Origin of the sequence: Agromyces sp. NPDC058484, from assembly GCF_042720415.1 — a bacterium.
GTDB lineage: Bacteria > Actinomycetota > Actinomycetes > Actinomycetales > Microbacteriaceae > Agromyces.
Genome location: NZ_JBHXMP010000023.1, coordinates 40,672 through 54,973, shown reverse-complemented (window position 1 = coordinate 54,973; position 14,302 = coordinate 40,672). Strand labels below are relative to the sequence as shown.

The 14,302-nt window shown below is 71.0% G+C and carries 13 protein-coding genes; 7 read left to right on the top strand and 6 right to left on the bottom strand.

The features are described 5' to 3' along the window. Positions 1–233: 233 nt before the first annotated feature. Positions 234–1,232 (bottom strand): glycosyltransferase family 2 protein, encoded by a 999-nt coding sequence (locus ACFWN7_RS16365; RefSeq protein ID WP_376939919.1) that lies wholly within the window; start codon positions 1,230–1,232, stop codon positions 234–236. Continuing rightward, a complete protein-coding gene (locus ACFWN7_RS16360) occupies positions 1,232–2,407 on the bottom strand; it encodes a glycosyltransferase family 2 protein (protein ID WP_376939918.1) in 1,176 nt (391 codons plus the stop codon). Before ACFWN7_RS16360 ends, ACFWN7_RS16365 begins: the two co-directional genes overlap by 1 nt. Positions 2,408–2,467: 60 nt before the next feature. On the opposite strand from ACFWN7_RS16360, the gene ACFWN7_RS16355 reads away from it, so the two are divergent. The 3 genes from ACFWN7_RS16355 to ACFWN7_RS16345 are packed head-to-tail and all read left to right on the top strand — an operon-like array spanning position 2,468 to position 5,675. Further along, a complete protein-coding gene (locus ACFWN7_RS16355; RefSeq protein WP_376939917.1) occupies positions 2,468–3,340 on the top strand; it encodes a glycosyltransferase family 2 protein in 873 nt (290 codons plus the stop codon). After that, complete coding sequence (locus ACFWN7_RS16350) at positions 3,337–4,533, top strand: hypothetical protein (RefSeq protein ID WP_376939916.1); 1,197 nt, start codon at positions 3,337–3,339, stop codon at positions 4,531–4,533. The genes ACFWN7_RS16355 and ACFWN7_RS16350 overlap by 4 nt, the downstream gene beginning before the upstream one ends. Continuing rightward, the gene (locus ACFWN7_RS16345) at positions 4,530–5,675 is read left to right on the top strand and encodes a glycosyltransferase family 4 protein (protein WP_376939915.1); all 1,146 of its coding nucleotides are present in this window, start codon (positions 4,530–4,532) and stop codon (positions 5,673–5,675) included. Before ACFWN7_RS16350 ends, ACFWN7_RS16345 begins: the two co-directional genes overlap by 4 nt. On the opposite strand, the gene ACFWN7_RS16340 is transcribed toward ACFWN7_RS16345, so the two are convergent. Genes ACFWN7_RS16340 through ACFWN7_RS16330 form a run of 3 tightly spaced genes read right to left on the bottom strand, consistent with a single transcriptional unit; the run spans position 5,662 to position 9,132 of the window. Beyond that, entirely contained in the window at positions 5,662–6,825 is a 1,164-nt protein-coding gene (locus tag ACFWN7_RS16340; protein ID WP_376939914.1) for a glycosyltransferase family 4 protein, read from the bottom strand. The genes ACFWN7_RS16345 and ACFWN7_RS16340 overlap by 14 nt on opposite strands. Continuing rightward, the gene (locus tag ACFWN7_RS16335; protein WP_376939913.1) at positions 6,818–8,404 is read right to left on the bottom strand and encodes a DUF2142 domain-containing protein; all 1,587 of its coding nucleotides are present in this window, start codon (positions 8,402–8,404) and stop codon (positions 6,818–6,820) included. Before ACFWN7_RS16335 ends, ACFWN7_RS16340 begins: the two co-directional genes overlap by 8 nt. Beyond that, positions 8,401–9,132, bottom strand: a complete 732-nt coding sequence (locus ACFWN7_RS16330) for a UDP-N-acetylglucosamine acyltransferase (RefSeq protein ID WP_376939912.1) — start codon at positions 9,130–9,132, stop codon at positions 8,401–8,403. The genes ACFWN7_RS16335 and ACFWN7_RS16330 overlap by 4 nt, the downstream gene beginning before the upstream one ends. A 110-nt stretch (positions 9,133–9,242) precedes the next feature. Between ACFWN7_RS16330 and ACFWN7_RS16325 the strand changes: the two genes are divergently transcribed. From ACFWN7_RS16325 to ACFWN7_RS16310, 4 genes are read left to right on the top strand one after another with little or no spacing between them, the layout of a single operon-like run. After that, complete coding sequence (locus tag ACFWN7_RS16325; RefSeq protein WP_376939911.1) at positions 9,243–10,349, top strand: DegT/DnrJ/EryC1/StrS family aminotransferase; 1,107 nt, start codon at positions 9,243–9,245, stop codon at positions 10,347–10,349. Further along, positions 10,346–11,308, top strand: coding sequence for a Gfo/Idh/MocA family protein (locus ACFWN7_RS16320; RefSeq protein ID WP_376939910.1), 963 nt, complete (start codon positions 10,346–10,348; stop codon positions 11,306–11,308). Before ACFWN7_RS16325 ends, ACFWN7_RS16320 begins: the two co-directional genes overlap by 4 nt. A 4-nt stretch (positions 11,309–11,312) precedes the next feature. Beyond that, on the top strand, positions 11,313–11,714 hold the full coding sequence (locus ACFWN7_RS16315; RefSeq protein ID WP_376939909.1) for a GtrA family protein: 402 nt from the start codon (positions 11,313–11,315) through the stop codon (positions 11,712–11,714). Next, positions 11,715–12,683 carry a glycosyltransferase family 2 protein gene (locus ACFWN7_RS16310; protein ID WP_376939908.1) on the top strand — a complete coding sequence of 323 codons (969 nt, stop codon included), beginning with the start codon at positions 11,715–11,717 and terminating at the stop codon, positions 12,681–12,683. It begins immediately after the preceding gene. A 1-nt stretch (position 12,684) separates the two neighbouring features. Here ACFWN7_RS16310 and ACFWN7_RS16305 read toward each other — a convergent pair whose 3' ends face one another. Next, positions 12,685–14,232 carry a DUF2142 domain-containing protein gene (locus ACFWN7_RS16305; RefSeq protein ID WP_376939907.1) on the bottom strand — a complete coding sequence of 516 codons (1,548 nt, stop codon included), beginning with the start codon at positions 14,230–14,232 and terminating at the stop codon, positions 12,685–12,687. Between the last annotated feature and the right edge of the window lie 70 nt (positions 14,233–14,302).

The following is a 14,302-nucleotide window of genomic DNA, read 5'->3' as shown; positions in this document are numbered from 1 at the left end:
GTATTTCCGCGGCTCCATCCGCAGAAACACGGGACTCGCGAGAAGCGTGGGCCACGTGCCGTCCTATGCCACCGTGGAGATTCCCTGCGAGTTCCGGATTTGTGCGGCGCGTCTCGCGGAAAGCCGGGAATCGCGGGCGCCGCTCCCAGCCGGGAACCGCGGGCGCCGCTCCCACCGGGAACCGCGGGCGCCGCTCCGACGGCGAATCGCTCCGGGAGCTCGGGGAGCGACGGTCAGACCGGCTGCACGAGGTCGCGCAGCACGTCCTGCGCGCCGAGGCCGTACCGGCCATAGGCGCCGGTGCGCCATTCGCGCCACACCGGGCCGATGCGGCGGAGTCGGCGGGCGGGGAGCTGCCGGCGCACGAGCTCGTGCGCGAGCTTCGAGCGCACGGATGCCGCGACGCGCGCATCGTCGCCGGCGATCCCGGGGAGGCGGTCGGCGAGATCCTGCGCGCGCGCCAACAGCCGGGCGTTGCGATCGGTGCGCGGCTCGCGCAGCCGCGCGACCTTGCCGCCCGGGCCGAGGCGGGTCACGCCGATCTGGTTGCCGCCGTGCTGCCGGTAGTCGATCACCGGGTCGGCGACGATCGCGAGACCGCCGCCCACGGATGCCACGACCGCCAGCCACTCGTCGTGCACCCAGCTCGCCGGGAACGGGGAGGCACGCTGCACGAGCGACCGCGCGACCATCATCGTCGCGCCGGTGACGACGTTCCGCTTCAGGAGCTCGTCGAACGCGGCATCCGATTCGAGGCGGCGGCGCAGGGCCTCGTCGATGCCGAGGGTCTCGAAGAGCGTGCGCCCGAGGGGGGCGCCGCCGTCGTCGACGAGCCTGGCCTCGGCGGCGGCGACCTCGGCACCCGGGCGCCGGGCGAGGGCGGCGAGCCCCCGTTCCACGCGGTCGGGGTGCCAGACGTCGTCCTGGTCGCTCAGTGCGACGACGTCGCCGGATGCCGCGACCAGCGCCTGCTCGAAGTTCGCGGTGACGCCGAGCGCCACAGGGTTGCGCAGCGCGACGAGCGAGGGTGTCGCGGCATCCGTCGCCCGATGCTCCTCGATCACGCGCTCGGCGAGCTCGACGGTGCCATCGCGAGACGCGTCGTCGGAGAGCACGATCTCGCCGACCGGATGCGTCTGGGCGAGGATGCTCTCGAGCTGCTCGCGCAGGTAGGTCGCGCCGTTGTGCGTGCCGAGGGCGACGGAGACGCGCGGACGTGCGGGTTCGGCCATCACCGGTCCCGCTTGAGGCCCACGTTGAGGACGCCGAGGAACATGCCCGCCATGATCGTCTGCGCACCGAGCATCATGAGGAGCGCGGAGAGGACCGCAGTGCGGAGGGTGTCGAGCGGATCGAGGGCGCCGAAGCCGGCCGCCGCCCACACGGAGATCTGCCAGATCGCGATGCCGAGGCCGACGAGGAACAGCAGCAGCCCGACGAGCGCTCCGCTCTCGAGGCTGATGCGCCGTTCGAGGCGATCGAAGTTGCGCGACCTCGGGATGCGGAATCCCTCGTGCTGCGCGTAGATCTTCGTGAGGATCGCGAAGAGCACGGACTGGTACCCGACCACGGTCAACGCCGCGAGGTACACCTGGGTGGCGACGTCGAACCCCACGTTGCCGAGGATGATCGGCCCGAAGCTGATGAACAGGGTGCCGAGGAGTCCGAGGAAGAACCCGGCGGCGCCGGGGATGAGGAACAGCCAGCGCGGGCTGAAGATGAGGAGGAACCGCAGGTGGCGCCAGCCGTCGCGCCAACTGCGCAGATGGGGCGGACGGCTGCGGCCGTCCTTGTCGAGGGTCGTGGGCACCTCGGAGACCCTCAGCCCGCCGAGGGTCGATTTCACCACGACCTCGCTCGCGAACTCCATGCCGGTGGTCTGCAGGTGGAGGTTCTCGATCGCCCTTCGGTTGAACCCGCGCAGACCGCAGTGGAAGTCGCCGATCGGCGACCGGAACAGCGCACGCCCGATCCACGACAGCACGGGGTTGCCGAGGTACTTGTGCAGCGGCGGCATGGCGCCTTCGGCGATGCCGCCCTTGAAACGATTGCCCATCACGAGCTCGTCGCCCGCTCGCAGCCGCTCGACGAACGCGTCGAGCCTCGAGAAGTCGTAACTGTCATCGGCGTCGCCCATGATGACGTACTCGCCGCGCGCGGCCTCGATGCCGCCCATGAGAGCGCTGCCGTAGCCCTTCGCCGGCACGTCGACGACGCGTGCGCCGTGCGCCCGCGCGATGTCCTGCGAGCCGTCGGTCGAGCCGTTGTCGGCGATGACGACCTCGCCCACCACGCCGCTGCGCTCGAGGTAACCCTGCGCCTTGTCGATGCAGACGGCGAGCGTCTCGGCCTCGTTCAGGCACGGCATGACGATCGAGAGCTCGACCGTCTCGGTGGAGGTGGCCATGGGGGCGGAATCCTGTCGATACGCGGCGGCAACCTCCCCATCGTACAGAATGGGTGCATTGTGAATCTCGGTCTCGTGGTCTCGACGCTCGGGCGTGCGGAACCGCTCGAGCGTCTGCTGCGATCGCTGTCCAGGCAGGTCCACCCCGACGACCGGCTCGTGCTCGTCGCGCAGGATCACCTCGCCGAGGTCGAGGCGCTCGCCGGGCGCTTCCGTGGCGACGGCTTCGCCATCGACGTCACGACGTCGCCGCGCGGTGCGTCACGGGGCCGGAACGCCGGTGTCGCGGCGCTGCCTCCCGGCGAGCGGCTCCTGCATTTTCCGAACGACACGACGTGGTTTCCCGACGGATGCCTCGACGCGATCCGTTCGGCGGCATCCGGGCTCGAGGCCGGCGCGCTCACCGTCGTCGACGAGCACGGGCCGAAGTTCTCCCTGCCCGGCCACGGCGCACCGCTCGACCGCTGGAATGTCTGGAACGTGATCGAGATGGGGCTCCTGATCCGGCGGTCGGTCTTCGACGAGCTCGGCGGGTTCGATCCAGGTCTCGGCACCGGCGCGCCGACGCCGTGGCAGGCGGGTGAGGCGACCGACCTCCTGCTGCGGCTGGTCGAACGGCGACCCGATCTCGCGCGCGCGTTCGATTGGCTTCCCCCCGCCGTGTCGGTCGGCGGCATCGCCGACCCGAGCGGCCTCTCGCCGGCGGAGCGGCGGCGCAAGCTGCGCGCCTACGGCCGAGGTCTGGGCCGGCTCGTCATGCGGCATCCGTACCCGTGGTGGTGGCGGTTCGCGTTCGTCTTCGGCGGGCTCGCGTTCGGGCTGCGCCACCGCTCGACCAACACCGTGGCCGACGGCTGGTGGGTCTTCCTCGGCCGAGGGGAGGGTGCGCTGGGGCGCACCGTCGGCGGCCGGGCCACGGCGGTGACGCGGTGACGGAGCAGATGCCGGCACCGCTGCGCATGCGGCGGGCGGCGCTCAGCCTCATCACGCTGCTCGGCGGCATCTCGCTCGCGGTGATCCCGGCGGCGACGGTGTCGATCTCGTCGCGCCTGTTCTCGGACGAGGAGCAGGGCTTCCTCGCCGTCGCGGTGCTCGTCGCCACCTTCGCGGGCCAGCTGACCTTCGCCGTGGTCGTCGAATCCCGGCTGAGCTCGGCCGCCACCGAGCGCCGGGTGGTCTTCCCGCTGTGGCTCGCGGCGATCTCGGTCGTGACGGCCGTCGTCATCGCGGTCGTCCCGCCGAACGCCGTGGTGCTCGCGATCGGGCTTCCGATCCTCATCGCGGCGCTCGAGGTCGGCCGGGGCGTTTCGGTCGCCGAGCGGCTCGATCGGCGCGAGATCGTCGCCTCCGTGGTCGTCGGCCTCGGCGCGCTCGCCGGCGTGCTGGCCGGCTTCGCCGAGCAGGGCTGGGCGCTCGTCCCGCTCGTCGCCGGCATCGCGTTCGCGACGTGCGTGCGGTGCCTGCCGGTCGACCACAAGGCGAGCCGGCCCGAGCCCGCGGTGATGGGCTGGGTCATCGCCGACACCGCGATCACGGGCGTCATCTACCCGCTGCTCAACACGATGATCCTGGCGTTCCTCGGACCGGCGGACGCCGTGCTGTTCACGTCGATCGCGACCGTCTCGGGGCTGCTCGCCATCCCCCTGAACTTCATGCGGCTGCGGCTGCTCAAGGAGCACTCGGGGCTCGACATCGTCGTCGCCGCGGCATCCGTGCTCGCGGCCGTCGTCGCGCTGCTCGTGCTGGAGTTCACCGGCGCGTTCGGATTCGTCTTCGGCGCGGCGTGGACGCAATCGGCGACCCTTGTGCCGTTGCTGCTCGCCTGCGCATGGCGCGCCGCATCGCTCGCGACCACGATCCCGTTCGCGGCGCTGCGGCGCGCCGGCGAGGTTCGGCTGCTCACCGGGCTGCGCGCGCTCGTATCCGTCATCGCGTTCGCGCTCGCCGCGGCCGGGCTCGCCCTCGGCAGCCTCGCCGCGGTGTTCCTGGGACTGCTCATCGCCGAGCTGGCGTCGGCGGTCGTCTACGAGCTCGCCCGCCGGCGACGGCTCGCACGAGGCATCCGCGCCCTTCGACAGGCTCAGGGACCGGGGACCGACGCAGTGGAGACCGGGGGCGACACGTGAGGCGCGTGCTCGTCGACCTGCTCTTCTTCACGGGCACGAAGGGCGGCATGGAGTCGTACGTCCGCGAGGTGTACTCGCGGCTCGAGCCCGCCGACCCCGAGCTCGAGTACGTGGCGTTCGCATCGCGCGAGCTGGCCGCGCGGGGCGCTCCCTGGTTCCCGGGCCGGGTGATCGACTCGGGCCTGAGCGGCGAGGACCGCATCGCCTGGGCGCGCGGCGAGCTGTTCACGATCGCCCGCGCCGCTCGCCGGCACGGCGCCGACCTCGTGCACTGCCCGGCGAACTTCGGGCCGCTGCGGTCGCGGGTGCCGGTGGTGCTCACCATCCACGACCTGCTCGCGTTCCGTCACCCCGAGTACGTGCCGGGAGCGTACTCGCGCGTCCTCCGTACGATGATCCGCATCGCGGCGCGGGCCGCTCGCCGCATCCTCACGGTGAGCCGGGCCTCGCGCGACGACATCGTCGAGTTCCTCGGCGTGCCGGCCCATCGGGTCGTCGTGACCCCGCTCGCGGGGTCGACGCCCGCCCGCGCCGCGTCGGGCGTCGAGGCCGCATCGGGCGTCGAGGCCGCACCGACGCCGCGTCGCGACGCCCAGCTGCTCGCCGTCGGCAACCGGATGCCGCACAAGGGCTTCGAGACCCTGCTCGACGCCCTGGCCCGCATCGACCCGTCGCACCGGCCGACCCTGGTCATCACCGGCAGCCACGGCGACGACCCGCTCGCGCCCGTGGTCGAGCGCCTCGGACTCGGCGCCCACGTCGACCTGCGCGGCTGGCTGGGTCGCGACGACCTCGACCGGCTGTACGCCGAGTCGACCGCGCTCGTCTTCCCGACGCGATTCGAGGGCTTCGGCCTTCCGCCGCTCGAGGCGATGTCGCGCGGCTGCCCGGTGATCGTGTCCGACATCCCCGTCATGCACGAGGTCGCCGGCGACGCCGCCGTCTACGTCGACCCCGACGACCCCGCCGCGATCGCGCGCGCGATGCGTTCCGTGCTCGACTCGCCGGCGGAACGCGAGCGGATGTCGCGAGCCGGCCTCGCCCGTGCGGCCGAGTTCTCGTGGCACACCACGGCGGCCGCGACGCGCGCCGCGCTGCTCGACGCGCTCACGCCCGACGCGGGGTCCGTCAGCGGGCGCTGACCGCACGCCAGCGGTCGACGATCTCAACGACCGACCGGTCGAGCGACCGCACGGTGCGTTCCCTCTCGAACCACGACGACGTCGACCTGCGCAGCTCCGCACCCCCTGCCACGGCCCGCACGATCGCCTCGCCGAGCACCGCGGGAGCGACGGATGCCGCGACGAACCCGTTCTCGCCGTCGACCACGAGCTCGGCCGCCGCGTTGTCGTCTCCGGCGACGACGACCGACGGCGTGCCGTGAGCGGCCGCCTCGGCGACGACCAGGCCGAACCCCTCGCGCGCGGACGGGTTCACGAGCACGGCGGCGGCGGCGAGGAGCCGCTCGAGCTCGGCGTCGGGCACGCGCCCGGCGAACCGCACGACCTCGGCGACGCCCGCGGCATCCGCGGCGCGACGTGCGGCCTCGGTCTCGGGACCCGACCCGGCGACGACCACCTCGAGGTCGGGGATGGTCGTGCGCGCCGCCGCGAGCGCCGCGGGGAGGGCGTCGAGCCGCTTGTCGGGGATGTGCCGGCCCACGAAGAGCGCGTACGGGGGCGAGGACGCAGGGCCCGAGGCATCCGCTGCCGTGCCGACGAGGTCGACCAGGCCGAGCACGACGGGATCGGCGCGCCGGCGGTGCCGCAGCAGCCGCGCCCGTGTGAACCCGCTGTTCACGGTCTGGATGCGACCGACGTGCACGCCGAGCGACTGCAGCACGAAGGCGATCGTTCCGACGAGGGCGCCCGAGTAGCCGCGCCACTTGCGCCAGGGCCAGATCTCGAGCCAGTCGGTGGCCACCACCGTGCGCGACCCGAGGAGCGCGAGGCGGACCGCGAAGACGTTGAGCACCGGGAGGGCGGCCACGATCACGAGGTCGTAGGCGCCGCGGTGGCGCACGAAGTGCCGGAACAGGGCTCCGGCGAAGGCGACCGCGCTCCACGCGGTGCGCGTGCCGGTCTCGTCGGCGATCTCGCCGCGCCAGACGCCGGCGATGTCGAAGCGCGCCCGCGGCGCGGCATCCGTTGCCCAGTCCGCCCGCGTGACGTAGGTCACCTTCGAGCCGCGATCGACGAGCAGTTCGGCCATGCGCCGGTAGACGCGCTCGCCGCCGCCGGTGTGCACCGGGTACAGGCAGTCGTACGCGATCGCGACGCGGGGTTCAGCCACGTGCCGGCGCTTCCGCTTCCGCCGCGGTGTCGGCTGCGGCATCCGACACCGCATCAAGGTCGCGTTCTCGTCTCGCGACAGCCCGCGCGGTGCCGCCGACGAGCGCGACGAGGGCCAGCGAGGCCAGCGCGTACGCGGCGACGAGCACGGGCCACCCGAGCGGGGGCTGCCACTGAGGGTCCGAGAGCATCTGGCCGAGCGGCGCCTGCCCGCCGATGACGTAGCGCACCATGACCAGCGCGAAGGCGAGGACCCCGAAACCCGCGAGGAGCGAGGCGCCCACCCATGCGGCACGAGGTGCCAGGTAGCCGAGCGCCGGCGCGTCGCGGCTGAGCAGCCAGGCCGCGACGATGGTGATGCCGAGGTACAGGAACAACCCGTAGCGCCCCTGCCAGATGATGCCGGTCTGGTGCACGCTGTAGCCCTGCACGAGGGCGGGCACGAGGAGCGCGGCGAGCACGACGGCAGCCAGCGCGATGACGCTGCGCCGACGCGTCGCGATGAACGCGAGCACGACCACCAGGGCGAACGCGGCGATGAAGAGCCAGTACGCCCAGACCGGCAACGTGGCGTCGAACCAGCCGAAGTGCCCGACCGCCTGGTGCACGTAGACGGGCGTCGTGCGGAGCACGTACGCGAAGCCGTGGAGGAACGTGGCGTTCACGAGCGGAGCGTCGGATGCCTCGGCCTGGTTCGAGAGGCTCCCGCCCGCGAGCGTCCAGCCGATGGAGAACAGTCCCCCGGCGGCGATGGCGGCGAGCCACCACCAGCTCGACGCCGTGGTGAACAGCCGCCTGACGGGCTGCCAGCCGCTCGCGACGAAGCAGAGCCCGACGATCGCCACGAGCCAGAGCGGTCCCAGTGCGCGGGAGGTGACGAGCACGATCGACGCCACGGTCACGCCGGCCCACAGCCAGGTGCGCGTGAGGGCGAGGCGGTCGACCGGGTCTCGGAATGTCTCGAGCAGCCGGAGCACGCCCGCCCACACCGCGACCGCCGCGGCGATCTCGGCGCCCTGCGGGTTGACCGCGCCGATGAGGTACATGCTCATCGGCGCGGCGGCGAAGGCGACGCCGAGCGGCATCCACCGTGAACGGGCGCCGGATGCCGCGGCGAGGAACGCCCATGCGAGCAGGGCCGCACCGAGGAGAGAGCTCGCGATCCGCATCGCATAGACGCTCGCGTTGCCGTCGAAGATCAGGCTCGGCCACCCGACGAGGTAGTAGTAGACCGGATTGTATGCGCCGACCCAGGTGTTGAACCGGTCGTCGCCCTCGATGTCGCCGAGCTCGGCCCCGCACGATGCGGGCACGTCGGGCTGCCTGGCGAAGCACAGCATGTTCGGGGGGTACTGGTACCCGTCGGGCAGGTCGACGACGATGTGCTTGACGTCGGGAAGGGTGTAGCCGATCACCTGGCCCCGCACCTGGGCGATCGCCTTCGTGGCGTGCGCGTTCTCGTCGGGCACGCTGAACACGGGCGAGGCGAGCGACCAGAGGGTACCCAGCAGGGCGAAGACGGCGAACGGCGCCCAGAAGAGCGCCGCGCGGGCGCGTCGCGCGGGCTTCGGGTCGCTCACGCGCGCTCACCCGGTTGCGAACGCCGCGCCATCCACTCCTCGACGCCCGCCCGCATCTCGGCGTCGGCGATCGTGCCGGCGACGGCGTCGAGGTCGACGTGCTCGCCGCCGTAGATCCGCCGGAGCGCCTCGACCAGTTCGGCGGCGACGCCGGAGCGCTCCATGCCGATGACGTTCGCGCCGCGAACGGCGGCGGGATTCCCGAAGGCCTTCGCGAACGCGGGTACGTCCCGGGTGACGACCGACGACATGCCGATCATCGCTCCCCGCCCGATCGAGCGGAACTGGTGCACGGTGGTGCCGAGACCGATGTTCGCGCCCGCCGCCACGTGCACATGCCCGGCGAGGAGCACGCTCGACGCGAGCGTCGCGCCGTCGTCGACGGCGCAGTCGTGCGCCACGTAGACCTGGTTCATGATGAACGCGTCGTCGCCGACGACCGTCTCGGCCTTCCACCCCGAGTGCAGCTGGGCGTACTCGCGGATCACGTTCCGATCGCCGATCCGCACGCCGCCGCCGGCCGACGCCGCAACCGCCGCCGTCGCATCGCCGCGGGGATGCTCGAACGACCGCACCTCGGGCGGCGCCCCGATGACGACGCCGGCGCCGATCCAGTTGCCGTCGCCGATGACGACGGGGCCGGTGATCACCGCGAACGGCCCGATGGTGTTGCCCGAGCCGAGCGTGACGTCTCCACTGATCACAGCGGTGGGGTGAATCGCGTTCACGGCGACCTTCCTGAACCGAACGGCGCCTTTCGCGCGAGAAGGTAGGGTATCGGGGGCGGGAATCGCAGATCGTCGCGACCCGCACCTTGCAATCTAGCCCACGAGGAAGCATGATCCCCATCACACGCGTGCAGTTCGGACCCGAGGAAGAGCAACTGGTTCTCGAGGTGCTCCGGTCGGGTTCCATCGCGCAGGGCCCCAAGGTGAAACAGCTCGAGGACGAGTTCGCCGCGACCTTCGGCCTCGACCACGTGATCGCCGTGAACAACGGCACCACTGCGTTGGTGGCAGCGATCGAGGTGCTCGACCTCCAGCCCGGCGACGAGGTGCTCACGACGCCGTTCACGTTCGTCGCCACGCTGAATGCGATCCTCGAGGCCGGCGCGACGGCGACGTTCGCAGACATCCGCGAAGACGACTTCAACCTCGACCCCGACTCCGCTCGCGAACGCATCACCGACCGTACGAAGGTGCTGGCACCGGTGCACCTCTACGGCCAGATGGCCGACATGGCGCCGATCGAGGAGCTGGCCGGCTCACGCGGGCTGCGCATCCTCGAGGACTCGGCGCAGTCCCACGGCGCCACCTACCGGGGGCGCCCGGCCGGCAGCTACGGTCTCGGCACCTTCTCGCTGTACGCCACGAAGAACCTCACCACCGGCGAGGGCGGGCTCATCGCCACCGACGACCAGGCGCTCGCCGACCGGCTCCGGGTGCTCCGCAACCAGGGCATGCGCGCCCGGTACGAATACGTGATGGCCGGGCACAACTACCGGCTCACCGACCTCCAGGCGGCGGTCGGCATCCCCCAACTGGCCCGGTATCAGGCGATCGTCGAGACCCGGCGCCGCAATGCGGCCCGCCTCACCGAAGGCCTCGCGGATGCCCCGGGCATCGTGCTGCCCCGCGAGCTCCCGGGTCGCGAGCACGTCTGGCACCAGTACACGATCCGCGTCACCGACGACGCGCGCATCACGAGAGACGAGTTCGCCGAGCGCCTGCTCGAGCTCGGCGTCGGAAGCGGGGCCTACTACCCGCGCCTGGTCACCGACTACGACGCCTACCGCACCCACCCCAGGGTCGCGGCCGCCGACACCCCGGTGGCAGCACGGATCGCTCGCGAAGTGGTCTCGCTGCCGGTGCACCACCACCTCGCCGACGACGAGCTCGAGGCGATCGTGACGGCCGTGCGCCAGGTCACGGGGGCCGCACGATGACCGCGCCGGTGCGCGTCGCCTTGATCGGCGCGGGAACCATGGGATCGCACCACGCCCGGGTCATCGCGCAATCGCCGCGTGCCGAGCTCGCCCTGCTCGTCGACCCGCGGCAGGCCGTCGGCACCGAGGTCGCCGAACGGTTCGGCGCCGAATGGGCGCCCGAACTTCCCGACCTCGCCGAGATCGACGCCGTTGTCGTCGCCGCGGCGACCGAAGCCCACTACGAACTCGCCGTGCGGGTGCTGAACGACGACACGGCGCTGCTCATCGAGAAGCCCGTCGCCGACAGCCTGGCGAAGACGCGCGAGATCGTCGCGCTCGCCGAGACGCGAGACCTTCCGCTGGTCTGCGGGCTGCTCGAACGCTACAACCCGGCCGTGATGACCGCCCGCGCGCTCATCGAGCACCCGCTGCACATCACCGCTGCCCGTCACTCGCCCTATGCGCCGCGCATCCGCACGGGTGTCGCCTGGGATCTCCTCGTGCACGACGTCGATCTCGCGATCAACCTCATCGGCTCGGCGCCGACGTCGGTGGAGTCCCGACTGGGTTACTTCCACCCCGACTCCGCCGAGAGTGCGGAGGATGTCGCGGAGACCCTGCTCGGCTTCGGCGACGGAGCGATCGCGCAGGTCTCGGCGAGCCGCATCGGGCAGCGCAAGATCCGGCAGCTCTCGATCAACGAGGCGGAACGCCTGATCGAGGTCGACCTGCTGCGCCGGGATGTCACGGTCTACCATCATGTGTCCGAGAACCTCGTCGACGAGGGCAGGGGTTACCGTCAGCAGACGGTCATCGAGATCCCCGAGCTCGTGACCTCGCAGGAGCCGCTCACCACGCAGTTCTCGCACTTCCTCGACCTGGTCGAGGGCACCTCCGACGCCGCCGCCGAGCGCGCCACGATCCTGCCCCCGCACGAGGTCATCGATGCCGCGATCGCGAAGACGGGCCGCGGCTGACGTGGTGCGGCGTCTGCTCGGCCACAGCGCGGTGCGGTACCTGATCGCGGGTGGCGCAGCATTCCTCGTCGACCTCGGCCTGCTCGCGCTGTTCCACAGGGTGTTCGGGTGGCCGCTGTGGCTCGCGACCGGTCTCGCGTTCCTCATCAGCTTCTTCTTCACCTACACGGTGCAGCGCCTGTTCGCCTTCACATCGAGATCGCCGCACGGCATCGCGATGCTCAAGTACGCCGCGCTCGTGGCGTTCAACACCGCGGCCAGCGTGCTGATCGTGGCATCCGTCGACCTGACCGGCGCCGGCTGGGTCGTGGGAAAGGTCGTCGCCACCGTGGCGATGACGATCTGGAACTACTTCGCGTACCGCTACTGGGTGTTCGCGGCAGACCCGAGAGAGAGCCGAGCGTAGATGTACAAGGGCGCAGTGATCGCGGCGGTCGTCCCCGCCTACAAGGAAGAGGCGATGATCGGCATCGTCATCGAGACGATGCCCGACTTCGTCGATCACATCGTGATCGTCGACGATTGCAGTCCCGATGCGACGAGCGACGTCGTGCGATCGATGGACTCCCCCCGGGTGACGCTGATCCGCCACGAGGTGAACCAGGGCGTCGGCGGTGCGATCATCACCGGGCATCGCGCGGCGATGGAGCTCGGCGCCGACGTGAACGTCGTGATGGCCGGCGACGCCCAGATGGATCCGCAGCACCTTCCGGCGCTGCTCGAGAAGGTGACCGACGGCGGATTCGGGTTCGCGAAGGCGAACCGCTTCTTCGCACCCGAATCCTTCGAGGGGATGCCGCGCCACCGCGTGTTCGGCAACATCGTGCTCTCGTTCATGACGAAGCTCGCGTCGGGCTACTGGCACCTGTTCGACCCGCAGAACGGCTACACCGCGGTGCGCACCGAGGTGCTGCGGAACATCCCGCTGCAACACGTCGCCAAGCGCTATTCATTCGAGAACGACTTCCTGATCCACCTGAACATCCAGCAGGTCTCGGCCGTGGATGTCCCGGTGCCGGCCGTCTACGGCGACGAGGTGTCGAGCATCAGCCTCCGCAAGGTGGTGCCCGAGCTGCTCGACCTGCTCTTCCGCGGGTTCTGGCGGCGAATCTGGTACCGGTACGTGCTGTGGTCGTTCTCCCCCATCGCGCTGCTGCTGTTCCTCGGCCTCGCGTCGTTCGTCTTCGGGCTCGGCGTCGCCGTGTGGATCGGGTTCGTGATCGTGGGTTCGGTCATCGCCACCGCGGGCACGGTGATGCTCGCCGCGCTGCCGCTCATGATCGGCACCCAGATGCTGATCAGCTCTCTTCAGCTCGACATCCAGGCGAGCCCGTCGACGCCGAATCTCGAGCCGTTCGAGACGTCGCGGCGCTGATCTACCGCAGGGTCGTCGCGAGTGTCGGCGCCTCCTGCGAATCGGAGAGAGCCTCACGCGCGGGCTCCGTCGTACCGCGCCATGCCACCCATCCGACGGTGCCGAGCATCGCGAGAATGGCTGCGACCGCGATCACGACCCACAGCACGATGCCGCCCGGCGGCGCCCACACGGCGTCCCGGTACATCGCGAACAGGCCGGGCGCCCCGGCGCCCACGGCGTACCGCGAGAGCGCGACGGTGAACGCGAGATACTGACCGAGCGCGACGAACCCGGCGACGATGACGTAGAGGCGCAGGACGGAGCCACGATCGCCGAAGCGGTCGGCGATCGCCACCGAGGCGAACACCACGACGCAGACGAGCGGGACCAGTGCGTACCTGCCCTGCCAGATGAATCCCGACGACCCGATCGACACCGCCTGCACGATGGCGGGGATGAGGTAGACGCCGGCGATTCCCACCACGACGCCCGCGACCTTGCGTCCGCGAGCCAGGCCGAGTCCGAGGATGGTCGTGCCGAACAACAGCGCCCACCACAGGGCGTAGACGTACGGCGGCATGAAGGTGTCGAGCCACCCGAACACGCCGATCATGCCCGGATCGAACGACCGATCGGTCAGCATCGTGACGAAGGCGACCCGCGGCGAGGTCTCGGCACCCGGGAAGTTGCCCATGGATCCGAGCGTTCCCGTCAACAGGATCCATCCGGCAGCGGCCGCAACACCCGCGAACACGAGTCCGAGGGTCACCATGACCCGCGGCATCCGGATCAGCTCTTTGAGCCGGCCTGGCGGTGCGTAGATGAGTGCCATGATGCCGATCATGGCGACCCAGAGTGGTGACATCGACCGGCTGCTCGCGAGCACGATCGCGCTCACGGCGATGACCCCGAGGTCGAATGCCCTCGGCACGCGGGCGGAGCCGTCTTTCAACACGGCCAGGAACGCCGTGAGCAGGGCGAGTCCTGACGCCACCTCGAGGGCATTCGGATTCACCGCCCCGGCGAGGAAGAACCACATCGGCGTGATCGCGGCGATGACGCCGATGCCGACGATGAGACGTCCGGACCATCGCATGAGCATCGTGAACGCCACTGCGAGGAACGCCGAGCAGATGAGCGCGCTGACGGCCCGCATCGCGAGCACGGCGGCCTCGGTGTTCTGGATGAACAACGACGGCCAGCCGACCATGGCGTAGTAGAACGGTTGGTAGAGCCCCGCACTGGTCGTCGACGGCTCGAGCCCCGTGCTCTCCTCCGTGAAGTCCATGCAGGCGGCCGGCACTCCGGGCTGGAACGCGTAGCAGGTCCAGCCCTTCGACTCCGCGATCCCCTCGGGCACGTCGACCCGGGTGACCGCGGGCTGGTCGGTCACCTCGCCGATGAACTCGCCGCGCACGACCGAGGCCGCCTTGATCAGGTGGGCCGGCTCATCGGGACTCGCGCCGAGCGGCGTCGCGATCGCCCACGCGATCGAAAGGGCCGCGATCGATGCCCAGGCGATGAGGAAGGCTCGCCAAGCCGGGATGGCACGAGGAGATTGCTGCACGAAGAAACACCCGTTCGAAGTCTGAAGCCGATGCCTGCCGCTGCCGCGGCGGCACAGACGAACCTCACCG